This is a genomic window from Ruegeria sp. F12 (genome assembly GCF_056533885.1).
Map to the genome: position 1 here is coordinate 61675 of NZ_JBQFOV010000004.1, position 13480 is coordinate 75154.

10 protein-coding genes and 1 pseudogene are annotated in these 13480 nt (G+C 58.2%); 4 read left to right on the forward strand and 7 right to left on the reverse strand.

Annotation, left to right across the window (positions count from 1 at the left end; genetic code table 11):
- Positions 1 to 7: 7 nt before the first annotated feature.
- From ACR0CA_RS07050 to ACR0CA_RS07080, 7 genes are all read right to left on the reverse strand, one after another.
- The gene (locus ACR0CA_RS07050) at positions 8 to 1120 is read right to left on the reverse strand and encodes an ABC transporter ATP-binding protein (protein WP_170785917.1); all 1113 of its coding nucleotides are present in this window, start codon (positions 1118 to 1120) and stop codon (positions 8 to 10) included.
- A gap of 115 nt (positions 1121 to 1235) precedes the next feature.
- Complete coding sequence (locus tag ACR0CA_RS07055; RefSeq protein WP_170773495.1) at positions 1236 to 2360, reverse strand: extracellular solute-binding protein; 1125 nt, start codon at positions 2358 to 2360, stop codon at positions 1236 to 1238.
- Positions 2361 to 2677: 317 nt separating this feature from the next.
- Positions 2678 to 3766, reverse strand: a complete 1089-nt coding sequence (locus tag ACR0CA_RS07060; RefSeq protein WP_480503778.1) for an ABC transporter ATP-binding protein — start codon at positions 3764 to 3766, stop codon at positions 2678 to 2680.
- 3 nt (positions 3767 to 3769) lie between these two features.
- Complete coding sequence (locus ACR0CA_RS07065; protein ID WP_480897947.1) at positions 3770 to 5425, reverse strand: alpha-amylase family glycosyl hydrolase; 1656 nt, start codon at positions 5423 to 5425, stop codon at positions 3770 to 3772.
- Positions 5426 to 5434: 9 nt separating this feature from the next.
- Complete coding sequence (locus tag ACR0CA_RS07070) at positions 5435 to 6583, reverse strand: carbohydrate ABC transporter permease (RefSeq protein WP_170773490.1); 1149 nt, start codon at positions 6581 to 6583, stop codon at positions 5435 to 5437.
- 4 nt (positions 6584 to 6587) lie between these two features.
- Positions 6588 to 7595 (reverse strand): carbohydrate ABC transporter permease, encoded by a 1008-nt coding sequence (locus ACR0CA_RS07075; RefSeq protein WP_170773488.1) that lies wholly within the window; start codon positions 7593 to 7595, stop codon positions 6588 to 6590.
- A gap of 63 nt (positions 7596 to 7658) precedes the next feature.
- Positions 7659 to 8927: an ABC transporter substrate-binding protein gene (locus ACR0CA_RS07080; RefSeq protein ID WP_480897948.1), complete on the reverse strand. Its 1269-nt coding sequence runs from the start codon at positions 8925 to 8927 to the stop codon at positions 7659 to 7661.
- A gap of 215 nt (positions 8928 to 9142) precedes the next feature.
- Between ACR0CA_RS07080 and ACR0CA_RS07085 the strand changes: the two genes are divergently transcribed.
- The 4 genes and pseudogenes from ACR0CA_RS07085 to ACR0CA_RS07100 all read left to right on the forward strand — a co-directional run bounded on the left by ACR0CA_RS07085 (position 9143) and on the right by ACR0CA_RS07100 (position 13463).
- Positions 9143 to 10174 carry a LacI family DNA-binding transcriptional regulator gene (locus tag ACR0CA_RS07085; RefSeq protein ID WP_480897950.1) on the forward strand — a complete coding sequence of 344 codons (1032 nt, stop codon included), beginning with the start codon at positions 9143 to 9145 and terminating at the stop codon, positions 10172 to 10174.
- Positions 10175 to 10176: 2 nt separating this feature from the next.
- A pseudogene (locus ACR0CA_RS07090) lies at positions 10177 to 11478 on the forward strand (GH1 family beta-glucosidase); the annotation flags it as partial.
- A 42-nt stretch (positions 11479 to 11520) separates the two neighbouring features.
- Positions 11521 to 12510 carry a glucokinase gene (locus ACR0CA_RS07095; protein ID WP_480898263.1) on the forward strand — a complete coding sequence of 330 codons (990 nt, stop codon included), beginning with the start codon at positions 11521 to 11523 and terminating at the stop codon, positions 12508 to 12510.
- Positions 12511 to 12536: 26 nt separating this feature from the next.
- Positions 12537 to 13463: a carbohydrate kinase family protein gene (locus tag ACR0CA_RS07100; protein WP_480859056.1), complete on the forward strand. Its 927-nt coding sequence runs from the start codon at positions 12537 to 12539 to the stop codon at positions 13461 to 13463.
- The last annotated feature ends 17 nt before the right edge of the window (positions 13464 to 13480 follow it).

Genomic DNA, 13480 nt, shown 5'->3' on the forward strand with positions numbered 1-13480 from the left:
GTTCCCCCTATTCCGCGGCCAGTTCACCCGCCGGAACCAGAACCGCATTCTGCGCCTCATATTCCAGCGTGATGTTCTGTCCGGTGTGATCCTGGAAGGATTGACCATGGTTCGGGATCGAGACCTTGATCTCCTTCCCGCCCTCACCCTCAGTGAAGATGTTGAAGACGTTCCCCTCGAATTCCTCGTGGTTAACGCGGGCGGTGACGAAATGGTCGCCCGTCGCCCCATCGGGGGCGATGGCAAACGCCTCGGGGCGGATGAACATCATGGCGTCATCCCCCTCTTTCAACTTGCCTTGGTTGGCGGTGGAAATTCGCGCCACTAGATCACCAGAGCGATTGGTCGCGATCATCGCCTCATTGCCCATGACCTGCTTGATCTTGCCCCGGAACACATTGTTTTCCCCAACGAATGAGGCCGCGAAGGCTGTGTTGGGATCATTGTAGATGGTCTTGCCATCGGCGATCTGGTCGATCACGCCCGCACGCATCACGGCGATGTTGTCGGACATGGTCAACGCCTCGCCCTGGTCGTGGGTGATGTAGATGAAGGTGATGCCAACACGCTGCTGAATCTCGCGCAGCTCGGTGCGCATATGCTGGCGCAGCTTCAGGTCCAGTGCCGACAGTGGTTCATCCAACAACAGCACATCGGGTTCGGCGCAGAGCGCACGGGCAATGGCGACCCGCTGGCGCTGACCACCCGACAGCTCGCTGGGCAGTTTGTCGCCCTGCCCCGGCAGCGCGATCATGTCCAAAAGCTCATCGGCGCGCTTGCGGCGTTCCTTGGCGCTGGCGCCCTTGATCTCCATGGAAAAGGTGATGTTCTCCCACACTTTCATCAGTGGAAACAGCGCGAGGTTCTGGAAGATCAGAGCTGTAGGGCGTTTGTTCGGTCCAATCCCGCGCATGTCGTTGCCGCCGATCAGAACCTTGCCCTCGCTGGGGTCCAGAAAGCCCGAAACCGCACGCAGGATCGTGGTCTTGCCACAGCCCGAAGGGCCAAGGAACGAAAAGAAATCGCCCCCGTTGATGTTCACATTGGCATCCCGCACGGCGACGAAATCGCCGAACCGAATCCACAGGTTTTCCAGATCTACACCGACCCCTGCACTCATTTTAGGTATCTCCGTCTGGTGCGGATGGGGACCACACCGATATAGGGTCCGTCACGCCAAAGCGCACGGATGGATGGCCCCCCGCGACATCGCGGAGGGCGTCGTTTCAAAGCGATCAGGCGCTTTTGAACTTGTTGACGAATTCGGTCCGGGTTTCAGCGTACCACGGTGCTTCGGCCGGCCACGGGTTGAGGTTGGCCAGCGAGTCGCCCGGATAGGCCTCGGCAAAGTTCTTCTTATAGGTGTCGCCCGAGTATTGATCGGCACCCAGAACCGGCGAGTTATAGCCATGGCTATCAATCGCCACACCAGCCGGCTTCGCCTGATAAGCGAAGTCGATGAAGGCGTAGATCTGGTCGATATTTGCCGCACCGGTCGGAATCGACATACCGTCAACCCAGGCCATCGCACCTTCGACAGGAGCTTGGTAGTGCACCGGCTCGCCCGCCGATTTCAGCGCTAGCGGCGGACCATCCCAGGTCTGGCCGACAACAACACCTTCGTTCAGCAGGCCGTTCTTCTGAGTATCCGCGTCGTTCCAGATCAGTTTGATCCGGTTCTTGCGTTCGATGCACCAGTCGGTGATCTGACCCCAAACCTTGCGCATGGTGTCCTCGTCACCATAAGCGGCCCAGACCGAGCCCGGCTCCATCTCACCCGAACGTTCCATGTAAAGACCTGCGCCCAGCATCATCGAATGCGCGCGGCCCATGGTTTTGCCCGCGTTCTCCTCGGACCAAACATCGCCATAAGACGGCGCATCGCCCTCGGGCAGCCATAGATCGGTGCGATAGGCAATGCCCTCGGTGCCCCAGATATGCGGCAGCCAGTGCACGCCCGCATCGCCAAAGTTCCACGCATCTGTGCCAATAGCGGCCATCGCCGGGTTCACCAGATCAATCGGCACCTTGTTCATGTCGAAGGGCTGCAGCAACTCAAGCGGTTCCCACTGCAAGGACCGGTTGTTGGTGGGCGAGACGATGTCGAAGCCTTGGCCCTTGGTCGCCTTCATCTTGTTGATGATCTCTTCGTTCGACCCGATGCCGGTATAGTTAACCTTGATTCCGGTCAGAGTTTCAAACTCTTGCAGGAAACTGGGCGGCAGATAATCCGACCACATCAGAATGTTGATCTCACCTGAAGAGGCCAGTGCGCTTTTGCTGTAAAGAGGGGCCGCCAGAGCCGCGGCACCTGCGCTTTTCAGCACCGTCCGCCTGGACAGGTTTGTTAGTTTAGTCATTGTTAGATCTCCCGTTGTAAATCCGTTTTTTTGTTTTTGTGGATACAGGTTAGACCTTTGCGATCCAGCTGTCAGTCCAAAAGTGACAGTTGGCAGTTTCCATAAGTCCAGTTTGAATTGACTTGACGCCTTTGCGACCGCGTAACACCGCTGGTCGACGGGTCGGAAGATTTAACCAACCGGTGCGTTCACAAGCTAAAAAACACGTTCCATTATCCGATTAAGGCACGTTGGAATACCTGGCGGCGTGGCCGACAGGTACAATCGAAATGATCAACGCTGATGATTAAATTGGACTTCACCAATTCGCAGAAAAGTCAGGACCTGCTGCGCATAGATTTTCCGTCGTGAAACAAATGCACCTTTTCAGGACGGGCTGAGACACCAACAGTTTGTCCCCGCATATTGCGCTGGATACCTTGCAACTTGGCAATCACAGATTCAGCCCCGGTGCGGTTTTCAAAGTACAGCAGTGTGACTTCGCCTAGTGCCTCGGTGAAGTCCACCACCCCTTGAAAGGCCGCGTCCGCGTCAGCTGGAACAAAATCTTCTGGCCGGATGCCGACATTCACTTGTTTGCCCATGTCCTCCGCCTGGGTCGCGATAGCGCTCGTGATCGTTCCACCGGCCTCTAGCGTGACAACTGTCGTTTCGCCCGTTTGTGTGATGATACCGGGCAGCAGGTTCATCGAAGGCGAGCCGATGAATTGCGCGACAAATTCGTTATCCGGCGTCTCGTACAATTCCAGCGGAGTCCCAACTTGCGCGATCCCCTTATTAGCAAGCACCACGATGCGACTGGCCAAAGTCATCGCCTCGACCTGATCATGGGTCACGTAGATCATGGTGCTGTCAGGCATCGCCTCTTTCAGGCGCGCGATTTCGATCCGGGTGGCAACTCGCAGGGCGGCGTCGAGATTCGAGAGCGGTTCGTCGAACAGATAGACCTTGGGATCGCGGACAATGGCCCGCCCAATGGCAACCCGCTGACGTTGTCCGCCCGAAAGTGCCTTGGGGAGCCGATCCAGAAATGGTTCAAGCTGAAGGATACGCGCGGCGCGTTCGACAGCGGCATCCACATCCGCCGCAGGCATCTTTGCGATCTTGAGAGCAAAGGCCATATTCTCGCGCACGGTCATGTGGGGATAAAGCGCATAGCTTTGGAACACCATCGCAATGCCGCGCTGCGCCGGGGGCACATCGTTCATCACCTGCCCTTCGATCTCAAGCGTTCCGCCCGAGATCTTCTCCAACCCTGCAATCATACGTAGCAAGGTGGATTTACCGCAGCCCGAAGGACCGACGAACACGATCAGCTCGCCCCGGTCAATGTCCAGATTGATGTTCTTCAGCACATCTACATGACCATATGTCTTGGCCACGTCCGTGAGTTTGAGTTCAGACATAACCTACCCCTTGTCCCGCGCCAGCAGACAGAATTGCGCAGCGTCGAGGGACAATGCCCCTTCCCCTTCGACGCTGCCCAACTCCTCCCCGATTATGTGCCAGTTCCCCTCGGGCAGAGTGATTTGGGTCGGATCCGAGCCCAAATTGAAGGCACAGAACACCTGTTCAGTCGGGGCGTCCCGCAGGAAGGTCAGAACAGGGCCGGTCTGGGTCATCTGCATCTGCTCCCCGGACATCAGTGCCGGATGCGCATGTCGCAGCGCAATCGCGCGGCGATAGTGATGCAGCATCGAATTGGGGTCTTGCTCCAACCTGTCTACCGCGCGTTCGGCTTGCGGCGGGCTGACGGGCAGCCAGGGACGACCGGCACTAAAACCCGATTGCTCGTCCTGCGCGGCCCAGACCATCGGTGTGCGGCACCCGTCGCGTCCTTTGAATTCTGGCCAGAATTCGATGCCATAGGGATCTTGCAGGTCTTCGAATGCCACATCGGCCTCGGGCAGACCCAGTTCCTCACCCTGATACAGGCAGGCAGAGCCGCGAAGGCACATCATCAGAACCGCATGCTGTCGAACGGCCTCGTCGCTTAATCCCCAACGCGTCGCGTGTCGCGATACGTCATGGTTCGAGAAGGCCCAGCAAGGCCACGCATCACCGGCCTTGTCCTCTAACTGATCGAAAACCTGTTTGGCATAAGTCGCCGTTAGCGCGCGTTTTTCCAGAAACTCGAAAGCATAGCACATGTGCATCCGCTTATCACCGGTGGTGTATTCGCCCATGATCTCAAGCCCGCGCTGCGCGTCGCCGACCTCACCCAGACAGGCGCGGCCTTCATATTCATCAGTCAGCGCGCGCAGCCGTTCGAGGAAGGCGATATTCTCGGGCTGGCTCTTGGAGAAAAGGTGATCCTGATGGTTATACGGATTCACCATGGGCGCGATCGAGGCGTTACGCTGATCCATCGGCAGGCCGGGATTGTCGCGCAGCTGCTTGTCGTGAAAATAAAAGTTGATCGTATCCAGCCGGAACCCATCGACGCCCAAATCCAGCCAGAACCGGGCCACATCCAGCAAGGCGTCCTGAACCGCCGGGCAATGGAAATTCAAGTCGGGCTGCGAAGTCAGGAAGTTGTGCAGATAATACTGCAATCGCCGCGAGTCCCACTGCCAGGCCGAGCCTCCGAAAATCGACAACCAATTGTTTGGCGGCGTTCCGTCCGGTTTTGGGTCCGCCCAAACATACCAATCGGACTTTTCGTTTTCGCGGTTGGACCTGCTCTCGCTAAACCACGGGTGCTGATCCGAGGTATGCGACAACACAAGATCGATCATCACTTTCAGCCCAAGCCCATGCGCCTGATCCAGAAGCTCTTTGAAATCCGCCATCGTTCCGAACATCGGATCGACATCGCGGTAATCGCTGACATCATATCCGAAGTCCTTCATCGGAGATTTGAAGAACGGCGATATCCAGATCGCATCGACCCCAAGCGAGGCGATATAGCCCAGACGCTGAGTAATCCCTTTCAGGTCGCCAATTCCGTCGCCGTTGCTGTCCTGAAAGCTGCGGGGATAGATCTGATAGATCACACCGCCACGCCACCAATCGGACGCTGCTTGGGTTGCCTTCGTTGTGTCCACAGTGTTCTGCACGTTCATCAGAAGCCTCTATTTGACGGATCCGGCCAGCAGGCCCCGGACCAGATATTTTTGCATTGCGAAGAAAACGATCAGCGGCACGGCGATCGAGACAAAGGCCGCTGTGGCCAGAATTTCCCAGTTGCCGCCCCGCGTGCCCAGCAGCTCGACAATCTGGTTGGTCATGACGGTGGTCTGACCAGACGCGTCGATCAAAAAGACCTTGGCAACCAGCAGATCATTCCAAGTCCACAGGAACTGGAAGATCGCAAAAGAGGCCAGCGCCGGGAAACTCAGAGGCAGGATCAGTTTGGTGAAGATCTGAAACTCGGTCGCTCCGTCGACCCGTGCGTTTTCGATCAGGTCTCGGGGAAGGCCAGCCATGTAGTTGCGCAGCAGGTAGATTGCCAGCGGCATCCCGAAGCCGGTATGGGCCATCCAAACCCCAAGATAGCCTTTCCCGATCCCGATATTGAGGTGGAATTTCAAAAGTGGGATCAGCGCCAGTTGCAACGGCACCACCAACAATCCAACTACGGCAGCAATCAGCAGGGCGCGGCCGGGGAAATCCATCCACGCCAACGCATAGGCCGCAAAGGCGGCCACCAAGATCGGAATGATTGTCGCAGGGATGGTCACAGTCAAAGTATTGAAGAACGCCCGCCCCATGCTGTCCGAGGAATCTTCGGCCAACAAAACCTTGTGGTAGTTGGCCAGCGTGAACTCGGGCGGCAATTCTGCGGTCACGAACACACGGGCGCCCCGGCTGCCGGTAAATTCTTCCGAATTCTCCATCCGGTAGTTGCCTTGCGCGTCCACGGTGATCGTACCCCCCCGACGCAGCTCAGCAGTGTCACCCGGAACAAACGCATCCACGGCTCGAGAGCTGACACCCCATTGTGAGATCGTAGCCGTCGTTCCCGCGTCGAACAGGTTGCCTTCGATGACGTAAGTCCCGTTTTCCAGCACCTGTGTGTCCGGCGCGGCGGACCGCAAAGTCAGGTTCTGTTCAGACGGGAAGAGAGATTTCCACCAGCCGCTTGTGGCAATCTGATCGGCCGTGCGAAAAGACGAGATCAACAGCCCCAGTGTTGGCACCACCCAAAGCACGACCAGAAATATGACCGAGGCATGGACGACCCAGCGCAGCGCCGGTTTGGTTCCTGCAATATCACTCATGGCCTCACTCCATCTCTTTGCGCGCGTTGCGCACATTCCAGATCAGGATCGGAGTGACCAGCAGCATGATCACCATGGCCGAGGCCGACCCCACCCCCCAGTCATTGGCACGGAACAGCTTGTCATACATGTAGTTGGCGAGAACCTGTGTCTCCCACTGGCCGTTGGTCATGGCAAAGACGATATCAAAGACCTTGAGCACGGTGATGGTGATCGTGGTCCATACGACCAGAATGGTGGTTTTGATCTGCGGCACTTTGATACGGAAGAAAATCTGGAACGGGTTGGCGCCGTCCAGAATGGCGGCCTCGACGGTTTCTTCGGGAATGCCACGCAGGGCCGCGGACAGGATCACCATTGCAAAACCGGTCTGAATCCAGATCAGGACGACCATCAGGAAGAAACTGTTCCAGAACGGGATGGTCAGCCAAGTTTGCGGCTCGGTCCCGCCAAAGAAGATATAAAGCGCGTTCAGCATCCCGATCTGATCCTGTTCGGCCGGGCGAGTGTCATAGACCAGCTTCCAGATCACCGATGCACCCACAAAAGAAATCGCCATCGGCATGAAGATCAGCGACTTGGCGATATTGCCCCAACGAATGCGGTCGGTCAGTTGCGCAACCAAAAGACCCAAAGCAGTGGACATCGCCGGCACAATGATTAACCAGAACATGTTATTGCGCATGGCTTCCCAGAACTTGGGCTCATTCGCCATCTGGATGTAGTTTTCCAGGCCCACCCATTCATAACCACCACCGGGTACCCGATTCGTAAGGGACAAGCGCAGCGTTTCGACCACCGGATAGGCCAGATACAGGCCCAAAGCCGCCAACGCCGGGAACAGAAACAACCACGGACGGATCATGTTAGCGCGGTTGATATTGCGCCCTGCATTCGGGCCGCGCGCCGGGAACAGCACTTTGTCCAGAAATTGGTTGGAGAGGTAGAAATAGCCCACACACCCTGACACGCCGATGGCGATGGTCAGCAGGCCCTGTAATGCCGGATGCATGCCGCGTCTCCCTTGCGACGGTGGCAGGCAACCCGAACTGGCGGGTTGCCCGATCAGGAACGCTTAGTCCAGCGCGTCCCAGGAGGATTGGATTTCGTTGGCAACCTCTTCCGCCGAGGCCCCGCCAGCATAGTCGACCATGCCGGTCCAGAACGTCCCTGCGCCAACACCGCCGGGCATTAGGTCAGACCCGTCAAACCGGAAGGTGGTCGCACCTAGAAGGATGTCGTTCATCTTCTTCAACGTCGGGTCCGAGAAAAGCGAGGTATCAACGCCCTTATGCGGTGTCAGGAACCCGGTCAATTGCATCCAGGTCTCGTGCGCTTCGGGGGTCTGTAGATACTCGATCAAAGCATGAGCGCCGGGGCTGTCATTGGTGATCGCCCAAAGTGTGCCGGCACCCAGAACCGGGCTGCCCAAGTCTTTGCTTTCATAGGCTGGGAAATAGAAGAAATCCGCATCCTCACCCACGACCGTGCCTTCCGGGAAGAAAGCCGGAATGAACGATGCCTGACGGTGCAGATAGCATTGCGGCGGAGAGCTGAACATGCCTTTGGGACTGTCGCGGAAATCGGTTGTGGCTACGGCCCCTGCCCCACCAGCGACATAGTCGTCATTGCGGGCGAAGGCTCCGAATTCTTCGATGGCCGCGATGACCTTTGGGTCATTGAACTTCATCTCATTTGCGACCCAGGCGTCATAATCCGCGGGCGATTGCGTGCGCAGCATCATGTCCTCAACCCAGTCGGTCGCGGGCCAGCCGGTCGCTCCGCCAGACCCCAGACCGATACACCAAGGCGTCTCGCCGTCCGCCACGATCTGGTCCGTCAGAGCTTTGAGTTCTTCCATCGTGGTCGGCACTTCGTACCCGGCGTCTTCGAAGTTCTCGGGAACATACCAGACCAGCGATTTCACATCGACCTTGTAGAAAAATCCGTAAAGATTGTCTGCGCCGTCCGGACCTGCGTAAGTCCCCAGATCGACCCAGGATTGACCCGCAGCGTAATTGTCGCGAATCCAATCGGATGTGCCATTTGCCAAAGGCGTCAGAAAGCCGGATTTGGCCATATCCGCCGCCAGACCGGGCTGCGGGAACACCGCAACGTTAGGGGCAGATCCTGCTTCCGCATCGATGCGGATCTGCTGTTCGAAACTATCCGAGCCGACATAGGCGTACTCATGCCCGGTCGCGGCAGCAAAGCCGTCCAGCACCTTTTCGACATTTTCCTGATCCGGTCCCAACCAGGGGCCAAACACCGTGACCTTGTCGGCATGCGCCGCGCCCGCCATCAGGGCGAACGTTGCCGCGCCTGCGTAAAGCGAGTGTTTCATGAATTCTCCTCCCAACTCTGTTGCGCCCATGAGACTCAGTTTTCAAAGCGCTTTGAATGACGGGTGTTATCCGCTAACATTCAAGTTCTGTCAATATTAGGTTTGAAATTCGCCTAAAAATTAATAAAACACACGGTGAGTAGAAACAGGTTGACCCAATAGGAAAACCCACCCACAACAGTTTTGCCACCAATTTGAAGGCGCTTTGAAGCGAAATGAACCTAAAGCAGCTCTCAGAAATCCTCGGTCTTTCGCAAACAACGGTCAGTCGCGCGCTGAACGGATACCCCGAGGTGAACGAGGCCACGCGAGAGCGGGTTCAGGCTGCGGCGACCAAACACGGCTATCGCCCGAACAGCCGCGCTAAGGGACTGGCCACGGGGCGTTCTATGGTGATCGGGCACGTGATCCCCAGTTCCTCGCAACATGAAATGGTCAACCCGATCTTCGGGGATTTTGTCGCCGGGGCCGCTCGAACCTATGGCGCGCATGGCTATGACATGATGTTCACCAATGCCGACGATACCTCGATCGAACGAACCTATCGGGACCTCTTCCAACGTGGCGCTGTCGACGGGGTCGTTCTGCAAGGCCCCAAGGTCAACGAACACCGGATCGAGGTTTTGACCCGCATGGCGGTTCCGTTCATCGTCCATGGCCGCTCGACCGGGATCGAGGTGCCTTATGACTGGGTCGACGTTAACAACAAAAGCTCATTCCTGAGGGCGACCCGTTTTCTGGTTGATCTGGGACATAAACGTATCTCTCTGATCAATGGGCTAGAGGATATGGACTTCGCCCAACGTCGCCGCGAAGGATATCTGCAGGCTCTGCAAGAAGCTGATCTGACGCCCGAACCCGCCCTAATGCGCAGCGCCGAGATGACCGAGGTTTACGGCCATCACGAAGCCCGCGACATGCTGCAGCTGGACAACCCCCCTACGGCCATATTGGTCTCGTCAATGATATCTGCCATCGGGGTGCGACGCGCTTTGAATGAGGCTGGGCTGAAAATGGGGCGCGATGTATCGGTTATCGCCCATGATGACGACCTGTCCTATCTCAAGAATGGACAAGACGTGCCGATCTTTACAGCAACGCGATCCTCGGTCCGGCAGGCTGGGGAAATCGCCGCCGAAATGCTGATCGACCGGATCAAATCACCGGACGACCCGGTTAAAACTAGATTGCTGGAGGCCGAACTGGTAGTTGGCGGCTCGACCGGCCCCGCTCCTGACAGGTTCTGAACATGAAATATACCCGTACTGATTTCCCCAAAGATTTCCTCTTTGGTGTCGCAACCTCTGCCTATCAGATCGAAGGCCACGCGCAGGGTGGCGCAGGTCAGACCCATTGGGACACGTTTGCGAACACGCCCGGCAATGTGGTGCGGGGCGAAAACGGAGACCTCGCCTGCGATCACCTCAACCGTTTCGATCAGGACTTTGATCTGGTGCGCGAAGCCGGTTTTGATTGCTATCGCTTTTCAACCAGCTGGGCCCGGGTTCTGCCCGAAGGACGTGGGGCCGTGAACCAAGCCGGGTTGGACTATTACGACCGACTAGCCGATGCTCTGCTGGAACGCGGCATTCGCCCCTGTGCGACGCTCTATCATTGGGAACTGCCCTCGCCGCTAGCGGATCTGGGCGGCTGGCGAAATCGGGATATCGCTGGGTGGTTCGCCGACTTCACTGAGGTCATTATGGGCCGCATCGGCGACCGGATGTTCAGTGTTGCCCCCATCAACGAACCCTGGTGCGTAAGCTGGCTGAGCCACTTCGACGGTCACCACGCCCCGGGCCTGCGCGATATCCGCGCGACGGCTCGCGCGATGCATTTTGTTCTGCTGGCGCATGGCCGCGCGATCGAGGCGATGCGTGGTCTGGGCATGTCCAACTTGGGAGCGGTGTTCAATCTGGAATGGGCCGAACCCGCCGATGACAGCGCCGAGGCGCGCAAAGCCGCTGACTTGTATGACGGTATCTACAACCGGTTCTTTCTGGGCGGCGTATTCAACAAAGCCTATCCGCAAAATGTTCTGGACGGGTTGGAACCCTATCTACCCGCTGGCTGGCAGGATGATTTCGACACGATCGGCGCGCCCGTGGACTGGTGCGGGCTGAACTACTACACCCGCAAACTGATCGCGCCCGCCGACACCGCCTGGCCCAGCCTGCAAGAGGTCCCTGGCCCCCTGCCCAAAACGCAAATGGGGTGGGAAATTGAGCCTTCCGCCCTGACACGTTTCCTGACCCGGGCCGCTCGTGAATATACCGGCGATCTGCCGATCTATGTGACCGAAAATGGCATGGCCAGCTCTGAGCGCCAGCAAGATGAGGACCGGATCGACTACCTCAACCAGCATTGGGCCGCTGTGAAAGACGCGTTGGATCAGGATGTGCCCGTCAAAGGCTATTTTATCTGGTCGCTCCTGGACAACTACGAATGGGCCCTTGGCTACGAGAAGCGCTTTGGTCTGGTTGATGTGGATTTCGACACGATGGGGCGGACGCCCAAGGCGTCCTTTGAGGCGGTGAAAACTGCCCTCGCCGGTGCACAAGTCTCTGTCCCCTTAGCACAACCCGCCGGAGCCATGCATGAACACTGGAATCTGGTGGCCGATGTCGGCGGGACCAACACCCGTTTGGGGGTTATCTCAAACGGGAGACTAACCGATCTGCGCAAATACCCAACGGGACAGCTGCCGCAACTGCTCGAGGCGTTTCACAGCCTGCGCGACGAGGTTGGCACCGACCCCCGCGCGGTTGTCGCCGCCGGGGCGGGCCCTGTGCGGGATGGTACGATCCGACTGACCAACGCGCAGCTTGATTTGTCCGAGGACGACATCGGACGCGCGACCGGCGCGCAACATACTTTTGTGATCAATGACTTCACCGCAGCCGCGTGGTCTGTGGCTGAAATCAGGGCCGGTGACGTCGAGGTTTTGCAAGGTGCGGAAACCCCGCCGGTCGGCACTCGCTTGGTCGTTGGGCCGGGCACCGGGCTTGGGGTTGGGTCGCTGCTCTATTCCGAGGGGCACTACCATACGGCATCTGGCGAAGGCGGCCATGTAGGCCTGTCCCCGCGCCACGCTGACGAGGTTGAAGTATTTCGCGCCGCCCGCGAGGTCGCGACCGAGTGTTTCTTTGACGACTCGCTGACCCTTGAGGCCGAGATGTTCCTGAGCGGCACCGGCCTGCCCATCCTCTACCAAGCCATCCAACTCGCAGCCGGTCAAACCAACGCGGAAACCCGTCCCGCAAAGGATATCCTGCAAGACGCGCTGGCCCAAACCGACCCTCATGCGGTACGCGCGGCCCATATGTTCACCACTCATCTGGGGGCTGTCATGGGCGATATGGCTCTGACCATGATGCCAGCGGGCGGTGTTTTTCTGGTGGGCGGCGTGGCCGAAAAGAACCGTTGGCTGTTCAAGGACACCTTCCGCGACGCTTTCAACGCCGGGGGTCGGTTCAGTGAGCTACGCCGGTCGATGAACCTCTATGTCTCGGAACAGGATGAATTTGGCATTGTTGGCGCTAACAATTTCTGCAAAAGTGCCCTCGCGCGTCGGATGGCCTGACGCGGCCAAACTGGAAAGGTCCCGGCATGATCCTGTGCTGCGGTGAAGCGCTGATCGACATGATCCCCACCCCAACCACCGACGGGGCACAGGGCTTTGTCCCCCATTCAGGCGGAGCGATCTTCAACACCGCCATAGCGCTTGGTCGTCTGGGCGCGTCGGTTGGGATGCTGACTGGCTTGTCCAGCGACATGTTCGGGGCACAACTGTCCGACGCGCTGACCGACAGCCACGTGGATCAGACTCATGTCATCCGCTCCGACCGTCCATCGACACTGGCCTTTGTGCAGTTGAAGGACGGACAGGCCAGCTACAGCTTTCTAGATGAAAACTCGGCCGGGCGGATGCTGCGGCCCGAGGATATGCCCGCGCAGTTGCCCGGCACCACAGCGCTCTATTTCGGTGGTATCAGCCTGGCCTGCGAACCTTGTGCGGATGCGTATGCGGCCTTGTTGGACCAACATGCCGACGCGTGCGCTGTGATGCTCGACCCCAATATCCGCCCCGGCTTTATCGCGGATGAGACCCGGTACCGCACCCGCCTGAACCGCATGATCGAACAGGCCGACATCGTAAAAGTATCTGACGAAGACTTGAATTGGATCGTCCCCGGACCTGAATCCCTGACCGAGAAAGTCCCTGCCCTGCTGGAAGCCGGACCGTCTGTTGTCATTATTACCAAGGGCAGCGAGGGCGCCTCGGCCTATCTACACGACGGGTCCGAGACCTCGGTGTCGGTCAAACAGGTGCAGGTGGTCGACACAGTCGGAGCGGGCGACACGTTCAATGCGGGCGTTCTGGCCCAGCTTGACGCGGACGGCTTGTTGACCAAATCCGGTCTACGCTCGGTGGACGTCAGTGCCATACGATCTGCTCTAAGCAAAGGGGCCGAGGTTGCCGCCGTCACCGTATCCCGCGCCGGGGCGAATCCGCCCTGGGCACACGAACTCTGACCACGAAGGCCAAACCG

What these genes read in the sequence shown, in the direction of transcription:
- ACR0CA_RS07100 (WP_480859056.1), top strand. Translation starts at nt 12,537, where the DNA reads ATGATCCTGTGCTGCGGTGAAGCGCTGATCGACATGATCCCCACCCCA.
- ACR0CA_RS07065 (WP_480897947.1), bottom strand. Translation starts at nt 5,425, where the DNA reads ATGAACGTGCAGAACACTGTGGACACAACGAAGGCAACCCAAGCAGCG.
- ACR0CA_RS07075 (WP_170773488.1), bottom strand. Translation starts at nt 7,595, where the DNA reads ATGCATCCGGCATTACAGGGCCTGCTGACCATCGCCATCGGCGTGTCA.
- ACR0CA_RS07060 (WP_480503778.1), bottom strand. Translation starts at nt 3,766, where the DNA reads ATGTCTGAACTCAAACTCACGGACGTGGCCAAGACATATGGTCATGTA.
- ACR0CA_RS07050 (WP_170785917.1), bottom strand. Translation starts at nt 1,120, where the DNA reads ATGAGTGCAGGGGTCGGTGTAGATCTGGAAAACCTGTGGATTCGGTTC.
- ACR0CA_RS07070 (WP_170773490.1), bottom strand. Translation starts at nt 6,583, where the DNA reads ATGAGTGATATTGCAGGAACCAAACCGGCGCTGCGCTGGGTCGTCCAT.
- ACR0CA_RS07080 (WP_480897948.1), bottom strand. Translation starts at nt 8,927, where the DNA reads ATGAAACACTCGCTTTACGCAGGCGCGGCAACGTTCGCCCTGATGGCG.
- ACR0CA_RS07095 (WP_480898263.1), top strand. Translation starts at nt 11,521, where the DNA reads ATGCATGAACACTGGAATCTGGTGGCCGATGTCGGCGGGACCAACACC.
- ACR0CA_RS07055 (WP_170773495.1), bottom strand. Translation starts at nt 2,360, where the DNA reads ATGACTAAACTAACAAACCTGTCCAGGCGGACGGTGCTGAAAAGCGCA.
- ACR0CA_RS07085 (WP_480897950.1), top strand. Translation starts at nt 9,143, where the DNA reads ATGAACCTAAAGCAGCTCTCAGAAATCCTCGGTCTTTCGCAAACAACG.